Origin of the sequence: Sphingomonas sp. Leaf23 (genome assembly GCF_001421585.1) — a bacterium.
Lineage (GTDB): Bacteria > Pseudomonadota > Alphaproteobacteria > Sphingomonadales > Sphingomonadaceae > Sphingomonas.
The window spans coordinates 146,137-160,262 of record NZ_LMKR01000002.1 but is presented as its reverse complement, the minus strand read 5'-3'; the positions used below and the strand labels follow the sequence as shown (position 1 = coordinate 160,262).

The 14,126-nt window shown below is 66.5% G+C and carries 19 protein-coding genes; 11 read left to right on the top strand and 8 right to left on the bottom strand.

Translation table 11 applies throughout. The annotated features are described in order from the left end of the window. Window positions 1–20: 20 nt before the first annotated feature. From mnmE to hemE, 6 genes are all read right to left on the bottom strand, one after another. Window positions 21–1,310: a tRNA uridine-5-carboxymethylaminomethyl(34) synthesis GTPase MnmE gene (gene mnmE, locus ASE67_RS04545; RefSeq protein ID WP_055757280.1), complete on the bottom strand. Its 1,290-nt coding sequence runs from the start codon at window positions 1,308–1,310 to the stop codon at window positions 21–23. Next, window positions 1,300–1,530 (bottom strand): DUF6489 family protein, encoded by a 231-nt coding sequence (locus ASE67_RS04540; RefSeq protein ID WP_055757278.1) that lies wholly within the window; start codon window positions 1,528–1,530, stop codon window positions 1,300–1,302. Before ASE67_RS04540 ends, mnmE begins: the two co-directional genes overlap by 11 nt. 263 nt (window positions 1,531–1,793) lie before the next feature. Continuing rightward, on the bottom strand, window positions 1,794–3,050 hold the full coding sequence (rho, locus tag ASE67_RS04535; protein WP_055757276.1) for a transcription termination factor Rho: 1,257 nt from the start codon (window positions 3,048–3,050) through the stop codon (window positions 1,794–1,796). A 176-nt stretch (window positions 3,051–3,226) separates the two neighbouring features. Then, on the bottom strand, window positions 3,227–3,550 hold the full coding sequence (locus ASE67_RS04530; RefSeq protein WP_156348519.1) for a hypothetical protein: 324 nt from the start codon (window positions 3,548–3,550) through the stop codon (window positions 3,227–3,229). 21 nt (window positions 3,551–3,571) lie between these two features. Next, window positions 3,572–4,027 carry a CopD family protein gene (locus ASE67_RS04525; RefSeq protein ID WP_055757272.1) on the bottom strand — a complete coding sequence of 152 codons (456 nt, stop codon included), beginning with the start codon at window positions 4,025–4,027 and terminating at the stop codon, window positions 3,572–3,574. Then, on the bottom strand, window positions 4,024–5,058 hold the full coding sequence (gene hemE, locus ASE67_RS04520; protein ID WP_055757269.1) for a uroporphyrinogen decarboxylase: 1,035 nt from the start codon (window positions 5,056–5,058) through the stop codon (window positions 4,024–4,026). Before hemE ends, ASE67_RS04525 begins: the two co-directional genes overlap by 4 nt. A 309-nt stretch (window positions 5,059–5,367) precedes the next feature. Here hemE and ASE67_RS04515 point away from each other — a divergent pair, with 309 nt between their 5' ends. The 11 genes from ASE67_RS04515 to ASE67_RS04465 all read left to right on the top strand — a co-directional run bounded on the left by ASE67_RS04515 (window position 5,368) and on the right by ASE67_RS04465 (window position 12,264). Further along, window positions 5,368–6,186: a pyruvate, water dikinase regulatory protein gene (locus tag ASE67_RS04515; protein ID WP_200909363.1), complete on the top strand. Its 819-nt coding sequence runs from the start codon at window positions 5,368–5,370 to the stop codon at window positions 6,184–6,186. Continuing rightward, window positions 6,183–6,779, top strand: a complete 597-nt coding sequence (locus ASE67_RS04510; RefSeq protein ID WP_082456952.1) for a Maf family protein — start codon at window positions 6,183–6,185, stop codon at window positions 6,777–6,779. The genes ASE67_RS04515 and ASE67_RS04510 overlap by 4 nt, the downstream gene beginning before the upstream one ends. Then, entirely contained in the window at window positions 6,776–7,585 is an 810-nt protein-coding gene (locus ASE67_RS04505; RefSeq protein ID WP_055757265.1) for a shikimate dehydrogenase family protein, read from the top strand. Before ASE67_RS04510 ends, ASE67_RS04505 begins: the two co-directional genes overlap by 4 nt. 129 nt (window positions 7,586–7,714) lie before the next feature. Beyond that, window positions 7,715–8,311, top strand: coding sequence for a dephospho-CoA kinase (gene coaE, locus ASE67_RS04500; RefSeq protein ID WP_055757263.1), 597 nt, complete (start codon window positions 7,715–7,717; stop codon window positions 8,309–8,311). A gap of 7 nt (window positions 8,312–8,318) precedes the next feature. Next, entirely contained in the window at window positions 8,319–9,005 is a 687-nt protein-coding gene (gene dnaQ / locus ASE67_RS04495) for a DNA polymerase III subunit epsilon (RefSeq protein ID WP_055757261.1), read from the top strand. Between the two features lie 58 nt (window positions 9,006–9,063). Continuing rightward, a complete protein-coding gene (gene hpf, locus ASE67_RS04490; protein ID WP_055757259.1) occupies window positions 9,064–9,660 on the top strand; it encodes a ribosome hibernation-promoting factor, HPF/YfiA family in 597 nt (198 codons plus the stop codon). Between the two features lies 1 nt (window position 9,661). Further along, window positions 9,662–10,129, top strand: a complete 468-nt coding sequence (locus tag ASE67_RS04485; protein ID WP_055757257.1) for a PTS sugar transporter subunit IIA — start codon at window positions 9,662–9,664, stop codon at window positions 10,127–10,129. Next, window positions 10,089–10,580, top strand: a complete 492-nt coding sequence (locus ASE67_RS04480; RefSeq protein WP_055757255.1) for a PaaI family thioesterase — start codon at window positions 10,089–10,091, stop codon at window positions 10,578–10,580. Before ASE67_RS04485 ends, ASE67_RS04480 begins: the two co-directional genes overlap by 41 nt. Next, complete coding sequence (locus ASE67_RS04475; RefSeq protein WP_055757253.1) at window positions 10,577–10,912, top strand: DUF1491 family protein; 336 nt, start codon at window positions 10,577–10,579, stop codon at window positions 10,910–10,912. Before ASE67_RS04480 ends, ASE67_RS04475 begins: the two co-directional genes overlap by 4 nt. A gap of 167 nt (window positions 10,913–11,079) precedes the next feature. Then, a complete protein-coding gene (locus ASE67_RS04470) occupies window positions 11,080–11,721 on the top strand; it encodes a cell wall hydrolase (protein ID WP_055757251.1) in 642 nt (213 codons plus the stop codon). A gap of 45 nt (window positions 11,722–11,766) precedes the next feature. Further along, window positions 11,767–12,264 carry an MmcB family DNA repair protein gene (locus ASE67_RS04465; RefSeq protein WP_055757249.1) on the top strand — a complete coding sequence of 166 codons (498 nt, stop codon included), beginning with the start codon at window positions 11,767–11,769 and terminating at the stop codon, window positions 12,262–12,264. A gap of 164 nt (window positions 12,265–12,428) precedes the next feature. On the opposite strand, the gene ASE67_RS04460 is transcribed toward ASE67_RS04465, so the two are convergent. Next, a complete protein-coding gene (locus ASE67_RS04460; RefSeq protein WP_156348549.1) occupies window positions 12,429–13,148 on the bottom strand; it encodes a TIGR02186 family protein in 720 nt (239 codons plus the stop codon). A gap of 38 nt (window positions 13,149–13,186) precedes the next feature. After that, on the bottom strand, window positions 13,187–14,101 hold the full coding sequence (locus ASE67_RS04455; protein WP_055757242.1) for a sulfite exporter TauE/SafE family protein: 915 nt from the start codon (window positions 14,099–14,101) through the stop codon (window positions 13,187–13,189). Window positions 14,102–14,126 lie beyond the last annotated feature (25 nt).

Here is a 14,126-nt window from a genome sequence, read left to right as displayed (position 1 = left end):
TCGTGGTTCCACGTGGAACATTATTTGCCGATACAGAAGCGACCGAACAGATCGTCAAGAACGGCCTCGGTCGCGCGCATTCCGGTCAACGCCGCGAATGCCTGCACCGCATAGCGTAATTCCTCGGCCAGCAACAGCGGGTCGTCCTGCATTGCCGCACGCTCGAACGCCGCAGCTGCGGTCCCGGCGTGCTGCGCCTGCCGCCGGTTAAGCGACAATTCGTCGACCTTGGGCAGCAGCAGCGACGCTTCCCGCGCCAAAGCCAACCAGACGGCATTGATTCCGTCGCCCGTCGCGGCAGACACGGCGATACGCCCATCGGGTGCCGCCTCCCGAATATCCGACCGGGGATGGAGCGCGATCACGCGTTCCGTTGCCGGCGGCGCGTCGTCACCCAGCCACAACAGGACATCCGCGCCTGCAATCGATCCCTCCGCCCGCGCGATCCCGATCCGTTCGATCGGATCGTCGCTGTCGTCGCGCAGTCCGGCGGTATCGAGGAACAGCCACGCCACGCCCTCGCGTGTCACCGGAATCTCGATCACGTCGCGCGTCGTACCGGCCATCGGCGAGACGATCGCCGCCTCCCGCCCGACCAGCGCGTTGAGCAGGGTCGACTTGCCCGCATTGGGCGGCCCGGCCAGCACCACGCGGATGCCGTCGCGCAACCGCTCGACCGGCGGCACCGCCAGTACCGCGCCGATCGCGCGCGTCAGTTCACCGGCCTGCACACGAACGCCGGTCAGCACATCGTTGCTGGCGTCGACATCATCCTCGTCGGCATGGTCGAGCACCGCCTCGACCACCGCCGACAGCTGGGTAGCGGTCGTGGTCCACTCGGCCACCGCACGCCGCAACCGGCCGTCGCTGTTCGCCAGCGCCATCTGCCGCTGCGCCTCGGTCTCGGCTGACAACAAATCGCCCAGCCCTTCGGCTTCGGTCAGGTCGATGCGACCATGGGCCAGCGCGCGGCGGGTGAACTCACCCGGCGCCGCAGCCCGCAGCCCGGAAAGCCGCCCAAGCGCGCGCTCGACACTGACGACAACCGCGCGGCCGCCATGCAGGTGCAGCTCGACCAGATCCTCGCCGGTCGCGGTCGCCGGCCCCGGAAACACGAGCACCAATGCCCGATCGAGCAACCGGTTATCCACAGGGTCACGCAACGCCCGCACGGCAGCACGGCGGGGCGGCGGGAGGCTCCCGGCCAGTCGAGCCGCCGCCTCCAGCGCGCCTGCGCCCGACACCCGCAGCACGGCGATGGCGGCGGGCGGACGCCCGCTCGACACCGCAAAGATCGTGTCAGCCGCCACGGCCCGTCGTTTCGAACATCTTGCGCCAGAAGGTCATGCCCGCCTCGCCCATCGGCGCCCAGCTCTTCATCAACTGGTCGAGCAATTCGGGGCTGGCGCCCTTCTCCATCGTATCGGTCAGCATTGCGACATAGCGTTCATGGACCGGCGTGAAGTCGGGCAAGCCCATCGCGCGGCGCGCTTCCTCCGGCGTGCAATCGACTTCGACGTTGATCTTCATGGGCGTTTTCCCCTGTGGTGTGGGGGCACGATAGGGGGAAAAGCGGTGGATGGCGATAAGGGTGCGGAGTTTGCCGCTCCGTTGCGAAAGTTATCCACAGCTTTGTGAACAGGGTGGATACGACAACGCCCGCCTTTTCGCTGTGGAAAAGACGGGCGGTTCGTGGGGCGGACGCGGGCGAAGCCCGCGTCGTCGGTCGGGTTTTCAACCCGCCGGCCGGATCGATGCGTCTCCTGCGACAGCATGTCGCAGGGCGCATTCGATCACTGATTCATGCTATCGAAGAAGTCCTCGTTGGTCTTCGAATTCTTCATCTTGTCGAGCAGGAACTCCATCGCGTCGATGGTGCCCATCTGCATCAGGATGCGGCGCAGGACCCACATCTTGCTGAGCTTGGTCTTGTCGACCAGCAGCTCTTCCTTGCGGGTGCCCGACTTGCCCACATCCAGCGCCGGGAAGATGCGCTTGTCGGCGACCTTGCGATCGAGGACGATTTCCGAGTTACCGGTGCCCTTGAACTCTTCGAAGATCACTTCGTCCATGCGGCTGCCGGTATCGATCAGCGCGGTGGCGATGATCGACAGCGAACCGCCTTCCTCGATGTTGCGCGCCGCGCCGAAGAAGCGCTTCGGCCGCTGCAGCGCGTTCGCGTCGACACCACCGGTCAGCACCTTGCCCGACGACGGCACGACCGTATTGTAGGCGCGGCCGAGGCGGGTGATGCTGTCGAGCAGGATCACGACGTCCTTCTTGTGCTCGACCAGCCGCTTCGCCTTCTCGATCACCATTTCGGCGACCTGGACGTGGCGCTGCGCCGGTTCGTCGAAGGTCGAGGAGACGACCTCCCCCTTCACGCTCCGCTGCATGTCGGTCACTTCTTCCGGGCGTTCGTCGATCAGCAGGACGATCAGGAACACTTCGGGGTGATTGTCGGTGATCGCCTTCGCCATGTTCTGCAACATGACGGTCTTGCCGACGCGCGGCGGCGCGACGATCAGCGTACGCTGGCCCTTGCCCTGCGGGGACACGATGTCGATCACCCGTGCCGACTTGTCCTTGACCGTCGGGTCGAGCTGATCGAGCGTCAGCTTGCTCTCGGGATAGAGCGGGGTCAGATTGTCGAAATTGACCCGGTGGCGCACCGCATCGGGATCGTCGAAATTGACCGACACCAGCTTGCTTAGCGCGAAATAGCGTTCGCCATCCTTCGGCGCACGTACTTCGCCCTCGACCGTGTCACCGGTGCGCAGGCCATGCTTGCGGACCTGGTTCGGCGAGACATAGATATCGTCCGGCCCGGCGAGATAATTCGCCTCCGGGCTGCGTAGGAAGCCGAAGCCGTCCTGCAGCACTTCGATGGTGCCGACGCCCATGATCTGTTCGCCATTCTCGGCACGTGCCTTGAGAATCGCGAACATCAGGTCCTGCTTGCGCATCGTCGACGCGCCTTCGACGCCCAGTTCCTCGGCCATCGAGACCAGGTCGGCGGGCGCATGTTTCTTTAAGTCTTTGAGATGCATCGGGGGGTGGTCCAGATCAGCGATGGAGATGCAAGGTCGGCAAACAAGGCGGACACAAGCGGCTGGGACGGGCGCACCGAGGACCGGGCACCACTGTCTTCGACCTAGGTTGCGGTAGTCGACAAGTCAAGCAGCCCGCCGCCCAGCCAGTGCGACCGACGGTCACGCGGTGACGGTTAGCGGGGTTCGTCCGGCTCGGGTGCCCGGTCGAGCAGGGCGTCGCTCCGGTCGTGCAGCACGGCGCTGCATCGTGGCAATTCGGCACGCAGTAGCGCTTCGCCGCCCGGCTGAGCGATTAATCGCTTCATCTGGCTGGTGAAGTCCAGCGTTGGGGCCGCGTGATCGATCCGACCGAGGAAGTACATCATCCCCGCCCCCATAGCGCCCTGTCGATCCGCCGGCATTTCGGGCGCCGCCAGCGAGATAGCCGCCATGCATTTCAGGTCGTTTTCGACCCCCGCCGGCAACGGCGTCACCGTCGCCTGCATCGCTGCCGCCATGATCCACATCGCTCAATCCCTTTAGAACGGCTTGACCACCGCCAGCACAACCGCCGCGATCGCCGCGATCGCCGGCAGCTCGTTTGCCAGCCGCAACTGCTTCGGCGTCAGCGTCGGCCGCCCCGCCGCCAGCTTCTTCGCATAGCCGACCGCCCAGCCATGATAGCCGCTCAGCAGCACGACAACGAGCAGCTTGGCATGCAGCCACCCCAGCCCCGCACCGCCATCGAACAGCCCGACATTGGCCGCCAGCAGCAACCCCAGCACCCACACGAACCCCATCGCCGGGGTCAGGATCATCCGCCGGAGCAGCGCCTCGCGCTTGATCCAGCGCGGCGGCTCGGCCGGGTCGGCCAACCCCTCCTGATGATGCACCAGATAGCGCGGCAGCATGAACAGCCCCGCCATCCAGAAGATGACGAAGACGATATGTGCCGCCTTTATCCACAGATAGGCGCCGCCCAGGAATCCGCTCATGTGCCCCGCACCCGCGCCACCAGCCGTTCGACATGCGCGATCGGCGTGTCCTGCTGGATACCATGCCCCAGGTTGAAGATGTGCGGGCGATCGGCAAAGGCGGCCAGCACCCGGTCGACCCCGGCGTCCAGCGCGCCGCCGCCGGCGATCAGCAGCAGCGGGTCGAGATTGCCCTGCACCGGCAAGCCTGTGGGTAACTGGGCATGTGCCCACACCGGATCGACCGTTTCGTCCAGCCCGATCGCATCGACCGTCGTTTCACGGGCATAGGCGGCGAGCTTACCCCCCGCGCCCTTCGGAAAACCGATGATCGGTACCTGCACCCGCGCGCGCAGCCCCTCGACGATCGCGACGGTCGGCGCGATGACCCAGCGTTCGAACTCGACCGGGGCAAGGCTGCCCGACCAGCTGTCGAACAACTGTACCGCCTCCACGCCCGCCGCGACCTGTCCCGCCAGATAGTCGATCGTGACGGCCACGATCCGGTCGATCAGTTCCTGCACCGCCGCCGGGTCGCCATAGGCCATGCGCCGCGCCTCCGCCTGCTCGCGGCTGCCCTTGCCCGCGATCATGTAGGTCGCGACCGTCCACGGCGATCCGGCGAACCCCAGGAACGTCGTTTGCGCCGGCAACGCCGCCGCGACACCGCGCACCGTCGCATAGACCGGATCGAGGATCGCCATATCGGGCCGCAGAGCCTCGATAGCCGCCCGTGTGCGCAATTCGGGTGCCAGGCGAGGCCCCTCGCCCGCTTCGAACCACAGCCGCTGTCCCAGGGCGCCCGGGACCATCAGGATGTCGCTGAACAGGATCGCCCCGTCGAACGCGAACCGGCGCAGCGGTTGCAGCGTCACTTCGGTCGCCGCTTCGGGATCGTTCACCAGATCGAGGAAGCCACCCTTCTCCGCCCGCAGCGCGCGATACTCGGGAAGATAGCGCCCGGCCTGTCGCATGAGCCAGAGCGGCGGGACGGCAAGCTTTTCCCCGGCCAGTGTCCGGAGAAGCGGTTTGGGATCAGGAGAACCGGTCAGCGTCGTCGCTCCTTCTACTATTAAAGTAGAATCTAAATAGGTGGTTGAAGGGAGTTGGGGCGTGGATAGCGGGGCTTATGGTGGATTACCCGAAATGCCAACAGATTGACCCCGCAGGACTCGCTCGAATCCGTCGATTCCCGCTGGGCCATCCACGCTATCCACAGGCTGTGGGCTGAATCGCTCCCTGTGTCGGGATTGTGGATAGTTTGGGTATGAAACCGGGCTTTCCCACAGCTTGGCGGATCGACCGACTTACGCTAGCCCCTGCCCCCGACTTATCCACAGCCTTGTGCAGAAAGGCGGCTGATGCGGCTGCACCTCCACCTCCTGTCCGACTCCACCGGCGAAACGCTGGAGAATATCGCCAAGGCGGCGCTGGCGCAGTTCGATGATGTCGACACGATGCGCCATTTCTGGCCGATGGTGCGTTCCGAAACCCATCTCGAACGCATCCTGGCCGAAATCACGGTCAATCCCGGACTGGTGTTGTTCACGCTGGTGAACCCGGCGATCCGGCGGACGCTGGAGGCGCGTTGCGCCGCGCTCGGCCTGCCGATCGTCGCGCCGATGGATGCGGTCAGCAATGCACTGTCCAGCCTGTTGGGACAGGAGGCGAAGGCCCGGCCGGGGCGGCAGCACAGCCTCGACGCCGCCTATTTCGCCCGCGTGGATGCGATCCAGTGGACCATCGGCCATGACGACGGCATCGCGTCTGAGGATTGGGAAGAGGCCGATATCGTGCTGGCCGGCGTGTCGCGGTCGTCCAAGACGCCGACCTCGATCTATCTCGCCAATCGCGGGTACAAGACGGCGAACATTCCGATCGTGGTCGAAAGCCCGCCGCCGGCGATCCTGTTCGGGTTGCAGAAGCCGCTGGTCGTCGGGCTGACCACCAGCGCCGACCGGCTGATCGCGATCCGCCGCAACCGGCTGCTGTCGCTCAACCAGATGCCCGACACCGATTATGTCGAACAGGATGCGGTGGTGCGCGAATTGTCCTATGCGCGGCGGATGTTCGCCGACAATGGCTGGCCGGTGATCGACGTCACCCGCCGTTCGATCGAGGAAACGGCGGCGGCGATCATCACCCTGTGCAACGATCGCCGGCTGGAGGCGCGGCCATGAGCTTCGTCCTCGCCTCGATGAGCGCCACCCGCCGCGCGATGCTCGACGCCGCCGGAATCCCCCATGATGCGATGGCGAGCGGGCTGGACGAGGACGCGGCCAAGGCGGCGCTGGCCGCAGAGAACCTCAAGCCCCGCAACCTCGCCGATGCACTGGCGGAGATGAAGGCGATGCGCGCCGCCACCCGCGTCGCCGGGGCAATGGTGCTGGGCGGCGATTCCGTCGTCGCGCTGGCCGACGGCACGGTCCTCGACAAGCCGGTCGACCGCGCCGATGCCGCCGCGCATCTGCGTGCGATGTCGGGAGGGCGCCATGACCTGTTCAGCGCGGCGGTGTTCGTCGAAGGCGGCCGTCCGGTGTGGCGGCATATCGGTCACGCGAAACTGACCGTCCGCCCGCTGTCCGATGCGTTCATCGATACGTATCTCGACGCCGAATGGCCGGCGATCGCCGGCTGTGTCGGCTGTTTCCGGATCGAGGGGCCGGGGGTGCAGTTGTTCGACCGGATCGATGGCGATCACTGGACGATCCTGGGGATGCCCCTGCTCGAAATCGCGCGCTATCTGCGCCAACGGGGGAAACTGCCCGCATGAAACCTTATGCAGAGGTGATCGGCGATCCGATCGCCCATTCCAAATCACCGGTTATCCACAGCTTCTGGCTGGATCAGCTGGGCCTCGACGCCGAATATCGAAGGTTCCACGTGAAACCTGACGATCTCGGCGCCTATTTCGACAGCCGCCGCGCCGATCCGCACTGGCGCGGGTGCAACGTCACCGTGCCGCACAAGCTGGCCGCGCTCGACCATATCGCCGATCCGGGCGACGTGCGCGGGTCGATCGGCGCGATCAACACCGTGTTTCGCGGCGAGGGCGGCGACTGGATCGGCACCAACACCGATGCCGCCGGTTTCCACGCGCCGATCGCCGGCCTCGACCTGACGAAACAGCCGGTCACGGTGATCGGTGCCGGCGGCGCGGCGCGCGCGATCCTGTTCGCCCTGTCGCGGCTCGGCGTCGGACGGGTGACCGTGCTGAACCGCAATCCGCTAAAGGCCGCCGCGCTGCTGTCGACCTTTGGCCTCAAGGGCGATGCGTTGCCGCTGACCGCCCCGCTGCCGGCGGCGAAGCTGCTGGTCAACGCCAGCACGCTCGGCATGACCGGCCAGCCGCCGCTTGACATCGACCTGTCGCCGCTGCCCGACGATGCCGTGGTCTATGACGCGGTATATGCCCCGATCGAGACGCCGTTGCTGGCGCAGGCACACGAACGCGGGCTGGATACGGTCGACGGCCTCGAAATGCTGGTGGGACAGGCGGCGCTGGCGTTCGAGCTGTTCTTTGGGCAGGCTCCGCCGCGCGACCGGGACGAGGAATTGCGCGCGCGGTTGCTGGGGTGAAGCGCACCACCTTCCCCCGACTACCACGTACCCCCGCGCAGGCGGGGGTCCAGGGCGCAGAACGCCAGTCCTGTGTTGTTTGGCCCTGGATCCCCGCCTGCGCGGGGATACGGCAGCGGCCCTGAATCGATGACCCACATCCTCGGCCTCACCGGATCGATCGGCATGGGCAAGTCGACCGTCGCGCAGATGTTCCGCGACCTCGGCGTGCCCGTCTTCGACGCCGACGCGACCGTTCACGCACTGCAAGGGCCAAACGGCGCACTGCTCCCCGCGATCGAAGCGGCCTTCCCCGGTACCACCGGCCCGAACGGAATCGACCGCCCCGCCTTACGCGACCGGATTTTCCACGACCCGGACGCGCGCCGCCTGCTCGAATCGATCGTCCACCCGGCGGTCGCGATCGAGCGTCAACGCTTCCTCGAAACCCATGCCGCCGCTCCGCTGGTCGTCCTCGACGTCCCACTCCTGTTCGAAACCGGCGGCGACTCGCGCTGCGATTCCGTCGCGGTCGTCTCCGCTGCGCCAGAGGTTCAGCGCGCCCGCGTCCTCGCCCGCCCCGGCATGACGGAGTCGGCATTCGCGGCGATCCTCGCCACGCAACTGCCCGACTCGGAAAAACGGACGCGCGCGCGGCATGTTATCCATACCGACACGACACTCGCCGCGACGCAGCGCCAAGTCGCCGCGCTGGTCGCTTGCATGGGGCCACGTGAAGGCGGATAAGGTGGGAATGCGTGAAATCGTGTTCGATACCGAAACCACCGGCTTCAAATTTTCGGAAGGCGACCGGCTGGTCGAAATCGGATGTGTCGAGCTGGTGAACCGGGTCGAAACCGGTGCCACCTTCCACCGCTACTTCAATCCCGGCCGCTCGATGCCGAAGGAAGCGGAGGCGGTGCACGGCCTGTCCGACGCCTTCCTGTCTGACAAGCCGGCGTTCCACACCGCGATCGACGAACTGCTCGAATTCCTCGGGGACAGCCCACTGATCGCGCACAATGCCAGTTTCGACTTCGGCTTCCTGAATGGCGAGCTGGGTGCGGCCCGGCGCGATCCGATCAGCCTGACCCGCATGGTCGATACGCTGGCGATCGCGCGCAGCCGCCATCCCGGTGCCAAGCACACGCTCGACGCGTTGTGCGTCCGCTTCGGCATCGACCGCAGCCGGCGCGTACTGCACGGCGCACTGCTCGACGCGCAATTGCTGTCGCAGGTTTATGTCGAGCTGATGGGCGGTCGCCAGATCGGTTTCGGCCTCGATGCGACGCCTGCGACCGAGTCCGAAGCGGTGGAAACCGTCGCGCCGTCGCGCGCGCGCCCGCCGCGCCAGTTTTCGGCCAGCGAGGCCGAACTCGCCGTCCACGCCGCCTTCGTCGGCACGTTGAAGGACCCGTTATGGGGCCAGTCGCCGACCTGAGGCGTTGACAACACCCGCTTTGAGCGGCTCACACGACTTCACAATGACGGAGGATTACATGGACATCCGGGTTTCGGGGCACCAGGTCGACACCGGGGACGCGCTGAAGGAGATGGTCCAGGAGCGACTCCAGGGCATCGCCGACAAATATTTCCAGCGCGCGATTTCGGCGAACGCGACCTTCAGCAAGGGTCCGCACGACAACGGCTTCGTCTGCGACATCGTCTGCCACGTGACCCAGGGCCTCGTCCTGAAGGGGCACAATAGCGGACAGGAGGCACAAGGCGCGTTCGTCGGTGCCGCCGACAAGATCGAAAAGCAGCTGCGCCGCTACACCCGCCGCCTGAAGGATCGTAACGCCGCACAGGTCGTCGCGATGAACGAGGCCGGCGGGTATGACAACGGCTTCAACAATGCCGGCTACACCGTCTTCGGTGGCGAACCGGAAGAGGAAGAGGTCGCCGACGCCCCGCTCATCATCGCCGAAACCCGCGTCGACGTGCCGGATGCAAGCGTATCGGACGCGGTGATGATGCTCGACCTGCGCAATACCAATGCGCTGCTGTTCAAGAACAGCGGCACCGGATCGTTCAACATGGTCTATCGTCGCCATGACGGTACGATCGGCTGGGTCGAACCCAATCGCGCGGCCTGACTTGTTCGATTTCCATGATCTCGTGACGCCGGAAACGGTGCTGGCGGACGTTTCCGCCGGCACCCGCAAGGCATTGTTCGCGTACATCGCCTCCGTCGCGCAGGTCGCGGCGGGGGTCGATCCGAAGCTGGTCGCCGATCGCCTGTCCGATCGCGAAAAGCTTGGCACCACCGCGTTTGGCGGCGGCATCGCCATTCCTCATGTGCGGATCGACGTGCCGCAGGGGGTCTGCGGCATCTTCGTCCGGCTCGACCGCCCGATCGATTTCGGCGCGGTCGACGAATTGCCGGTCGACCTGATCTTTGCGCTGCTCTCGCCCCCCCAAGCGGGCAGCGACCATCTGAAGGCGCTGGCGCGGGTGTCGCGTGCGCTGCGCGATGCCGGCTTCCGGGCGAAATTGCGCGGTGCCGGGTCGGCCGATGCGCTCTATGCGCTGCTGTCGGGTGTCGAGGCGCGTGACGCAGCCTGAGGTGCCCGCCGGCGAAGCGGCGCATTTCCGGGCATTGGAGGCACTCTACGCCGCCGCCCCGATCAACCGCCTGTTCGATTCCCGGCTGGAAATCGTCGAGGCCGGGGTGGCGCGCATCCATTTCACGATCGACGAACGCCATTTCCATGCCGCCGGGGCAGCGCATGGCACGACCTATTTCAAGATGCTCGACGACGCCGCCTTTTACGCCGCCAACAGCCTCGTCACCGATCGTTTCCTGCTGACCACCGCGTTCAACCTGCTGCTCCAGCGCCCGTTGGGGCCGGGCCGGGTGATTGCCGAAGGGCGCTGGGTATCGGGCAGGCGCCGCGTGTTCATCGCCGACGCCCATCTGATCGACAGTGATGGCGAGGAGGCGGCGCGCGGCACCGGCACCTTCATGAAAAGCCGCATCCCGCTCGCCACCCTGCCCGGCTACGCCGCACCGTGAGCGACTGGCCGACCGCGCTACGCGTCAACGCCTTCACGCGGGCGGTGGAAAATGCGGGTGGCAGCGCCATGATCCTGGCGCGCGGCGACCGGGATTCAGGCGTCGTCCTGCTGCTGGCGATCGAGCGCGACGGCACCGCCCGCCTGCTGGAGCGCGAACGCGACCTCGACGGGCGTGCCCGCATCGTCGATCGCAAACCCGATCTGGTGGCCGAAGCGGACCTCACCCCCTATTGGCGGGAACGCCGGCAGCGCGATCCCGATTTGTGGGTGGTGGAGGCGATCGTCGCACGCCCCGAACCGCTCGCCGCTGAAACGCTATGGGCCGATTGACCCCCCGACTCGGGCACCGGTAAGCGCCGGATATCGGAGACAAGCGCTGTATCGGCCGGGTTGGGGTCGGTGGCGCAGTCGGGGGGCAGGCGCTCAGGTTTCGCCGTGGACCAAGGTTCCACGTGAAACGTGTCGGGTGCGGGTCGACCGCAGATATGTGACGATCGATGAAGCTGCGCTTCCCCATGGCGATCCTTGCCGCCATGACCCTGTTCGCCGGAGTACCCGCTGCCGTTTCGGCGGAGGAAGCCTCACCCGGTTCGATCACTAACCTCACGGCCACGCCGAAGGTTCCCGTCCGCTTCGCCCCCCAACAAGAAATCGTACAGGACATCGCGTCGAAGCCGGTCGCTGCCACCGCCGACGCTACCATCGACCCCGCCGCCGATGACACCGACCACGCAACCCTCGCCGCCGCCGTTGCCGCGCAGCCCGCGACCATCGATGACCCAGAGCTCAACTGCATCGCCATCGGCGTATATTATGAATCGAAGGGCGAACCGCTCGCCGGACAGCTCGCCGTCGCCGACGTCATCCTCAACCGCGCCAGCTCGGGCCGCTTCCCCGCCTCGGCCTGCGGCGTGCTGACCCAGCGCAGCCAGTTCTCGTTCGTGAAGGGCGGCCGCCTGCCCGACGTCGATACCAGCCGTCCGGCATGGAAGACCGCCGTCGCCATCGCCCGCATCGCCCGCGACGACCTGTGGAAAAGTCCGGCACAGGGCGCCTTGTTCTTCCACGCCCGCCGCGTCAGCCCGAACTGGGGCAAGACCCGCGTCGCCTCGCTCGGCAACCACATCTTCTATCGCTGAGCCTGCACTCTTCCCTTGTTCGCTTAATGTTCCTATACTGCACCTATGGCCAGTATCGCCCTCGGCATCCAGCCCCCCGCCCCTGACACCCATCCGCTGATCGCGGCAGAGGTTGCGCGCGGCGTCACCCGCATGCTGCTGGCGCATGATCTGACCGCAATGGCCGAAGTACCGCTCGATGGCGGCCGTCGCGCCGACCTGATGGCGCTCGATGCGCGCGGACAGATCGTAATCGTCGAGATCAAGGTGTCACGCGCCGACCTGCTCGGGGACGGCAAATGGACCGACTATCTGGCGTCTTGCGACCGCTATTTCTGGGCGGTTCCCGCCGGGTTCGACGTGACGCCGCTATCGGGGGAGGCGTTCCTGCCCGATCGTACCGGGATCATCGTCGCCGACCGATACGAAGCGACGATCCTGCGCGAAGCATCGACCACCCCCCTACCCGCGCATGTCCGCAAACGCTGCACGCTAGCCTTCGCCCGCCGCGCCGCCCGTCGCCTGATCGGCGCGGTCGATCCGGACGCGATCCAGGGCTTCTAGCACGTCCCTCTCCCATCGGGAGAGGGAGGGAGGCGCACAGCGCCGGAAGGGTGAGGGTGATCCCGACGATACCCTTTGCTATTGCGCACGAGTGTGAACTTTGTGAACTTTGGATCGCGCCCGGAAATTTTACCAAACGCTTACAACGCCTTACCGATCGACCCCTAAAACCGCCGCCACAGCGCTCCGGCGGCCCAGCCAAAGCCGACCGACAACAGCACCGCCGCCAGCCCATAGAGCACCGACGCACGGTTCGCGGCGATCGCCACGAAGCGTTCGAACCCCGATTTGCGGATCTCGATCTCGCGCACCGCCGCCGCCAGCACCCGCCCGTCGCGGATCAGGAAGGTTTCGGCGGTGAACTTCCCCACCGGCACGCGCGCGGGGATGGTGATCGCCGCGCGGTACAGCACATTGTCGGTAATCTCGACCGCGCCCGGCGTCTCGCGGTACAGCCCGGCCCGTTCGCGCAAGGCGACGAACCCCTTGGCAAAGCGCGCCTGATCCTCGGCCGACGTGCCGGCAGCGGGCGACAATTGCAGGCTGTCGAGCCCCAGTTCGTAGATTGCCCGCGTCCGCTCATCCACCATCCGCTCGATCGGTCGGGCAGACGCGATGGCGTAAAAGGATGGGGCCGAGCGATAGCGCATCCGGTCGGCATTGACCCAGATGCCGGCGACCTTTTCCTTTTCGCGTACCACGATCGATTCGGGCGGCCCCTTCACCACCACCACGATCTCCGCCGGGCGATCGCCCTGCGGCACGCGCCCGCCGGGATAGAGGATCGCACCGAACAGCAGCAGTTCGGCGCCAGTGAACGAATAGGCGATCTGCACGTCGCGCGTCGACACATCGGGCACCAGCACCGGTGCCGCCGCGCCCATCGTCAGCGGCGCCAGCATCGCAAGGGCCAGCGCGCGCCTCACGCCGGCTGCACCGTATAAATGTCGTCGGGCCGCCACCCAAGGCCGAGCGCCATGCGAAACGCCACCGCCAGCACGATGATGGCGAGCGCCAGGCGCAGATATTCGGGCTTCGCCTTTTGCGCGAACCGCGCGCCGATCTGCGCGCCGGTGACCGATCCGATCAGGAGCAACACCGCCAGCACGATATCGACCGCCTTGGTCGTCAGCGCATGCACCATCGTCGCCGCGGCGGTCACGAACAGGATCTGGAACAGCGAGGTGCCGACCACGACCCGCGTCCCCATGCCCAGCAGATACAGCATCGCCGGGACCAGGATGAACCCGCCACCGACCCCCAGCAGCACGGTCAGCATCCCCGTCGCGAAGCCCAGCAGCAACGGCGCGAGTGGCGAGATATACAGCCCCGACGCATAGAATCGCCAGCGAAGCGGCAGTGCCGCGACCAGCGGGTGATGCCGCCGCCGCGCCGGCCGGGGCGGGATCGCGCCGCGCAGCACGCGTACCGCGCCGATCGCCTCCTTCAGCATCAGCCCGCCGATCGAGCCCAGCATCACGACATACAGGATGGCGATGACGGTATCGATCTGCCCGCTCGCCTGCAGCAGCCGGAAGACGCCCGCCCCGGCGATCGACCCCAGCACGCCGCCTGCGACCAGCACCCATCCCATGCGGAAATCGACCCCGCCGCGCCGCAGATGCGCGAACACGCCCGACACGCTCGCCCCGGTCACCTGGCTGGCGGCCGACGCAGCGGCGACGGTCGGCGGAATGCCGTAGAAGATGAGCAGTGGCGTCGTCAGGAATCCGCCGCCGACCCCGAACATGCCCGACAAGAACCCCACCCCGCCGCCCAGCAGCACGATGACCAGCGCATTGACCGACAGGTTGGCGATGGGGAGGTAGAGGTCCATGGGCCTTCCGGTTACCGCGTTCGGT

Bases quoted from the DNA above. Each gene is read 5' to 3' on its own strand.
- ASE67_RS04530 (WP_156348519.1), bottom strand. From the start codon at position 3,550: ATGGCGGCAGCGATGCAGGCGACGGTGACGCCGTTGCCGGCGGGGGTC.
- ASE67_RS04455 (WP_055757242.1), bottom strand. From the start codon at position 14,101: ATGGACCTCTACCTCCCCATCGCCAACCTGTCGGTCAATGCGCTGGTC.
- ASE67_RS04460 (WP_156348549.1), bottom strand. From the start codon at position 13,148: ATGGGCGCGGCGGCACCGGTGCTGGTGCCCGATGTGTCGACGCGCGAC.
- ASE67_RS04465 (WP_055757249.1), top strand. From the start codon at position 11,767: ATGGCCAGTATCGCCCTCGGCATCCAGCCCCCCGCCCCTGACACCCAT.
- ASE67_RS04525 (WP_055757272.1), bottom strand. From the start codon at position 4,027: ATGAGCGGATTCCTGGGCGGCGCCTATCTGTGGATAAAGGCGGCACAT.
- ASE67_RS04505 (WP_055757265.1), top strand. From the start codon at position 6,776: ATGAAACCTTATGCAGAGGTGATCGGCGATCCGATCGCCCATTCCAAA.
- ASE67_RS04540 (WP_055757278.1), bottom strand. From the start codon at position 1,530: ATGAAGATCAACGTCGAAGTCGATTGCACGCCGGAGGAAGCGCGCCGC.
- ASE67_RS04515 (WP_200909363.1), top strand. From the start codon at position 5,368: ATGCGGCTGCACCTCCACCTCCTGTCCGACTCCACCGGCGAAACGCTG.
- ASE67_RS04480 (WP_055757255.1), top strand. From the start codon at position 10,089: ATGCGCTGCTGTCGGGTGTCGAGGCGCGTGACGCAGCCTGAGGTGCCC.
- ASE67_RS04470 (WP_055757251.1), top strand. From the start codon at position 11,080: ATGAAGCTGCGCTTCCCCATGGCGATCCTTGCCGCCATGACCCTGTTC.
- dnaQ (WP_055757261.1), top strand. From the start codon at position 8,319: ATGCGTGAAATCGTGTTCGATACCGAAACCACCGGCTTCAAATTTTCG.
- coaE (WP_055757263.1), top strand. From the start codon at position 7,715: ATGACCCACATCCTCGGCCTCACCGGATCGATCGGCATGGGCAAGTCG.
- rho (WP_055757276.1), bottom strand. From the start codon at position 3,050: ATGCATCTCAAAGACTTAAAGAAACATGCGCCCGCCGACCTGGTCTCG.
- ASE67_RS04510 (WP_082456952.1), top strand. From the start codon at position 6,183: ATGAGCTTCGTCCTCGCCTCGATGAGCGCCACCCGCCGCGCGATGCTC.
- hpf (WP_055757259.1), top strand. From the start codon at position 9,064: ATGGACATCCGGGTTTCGGGGCACCAGGTCGACACCGGGGACGCGCTG.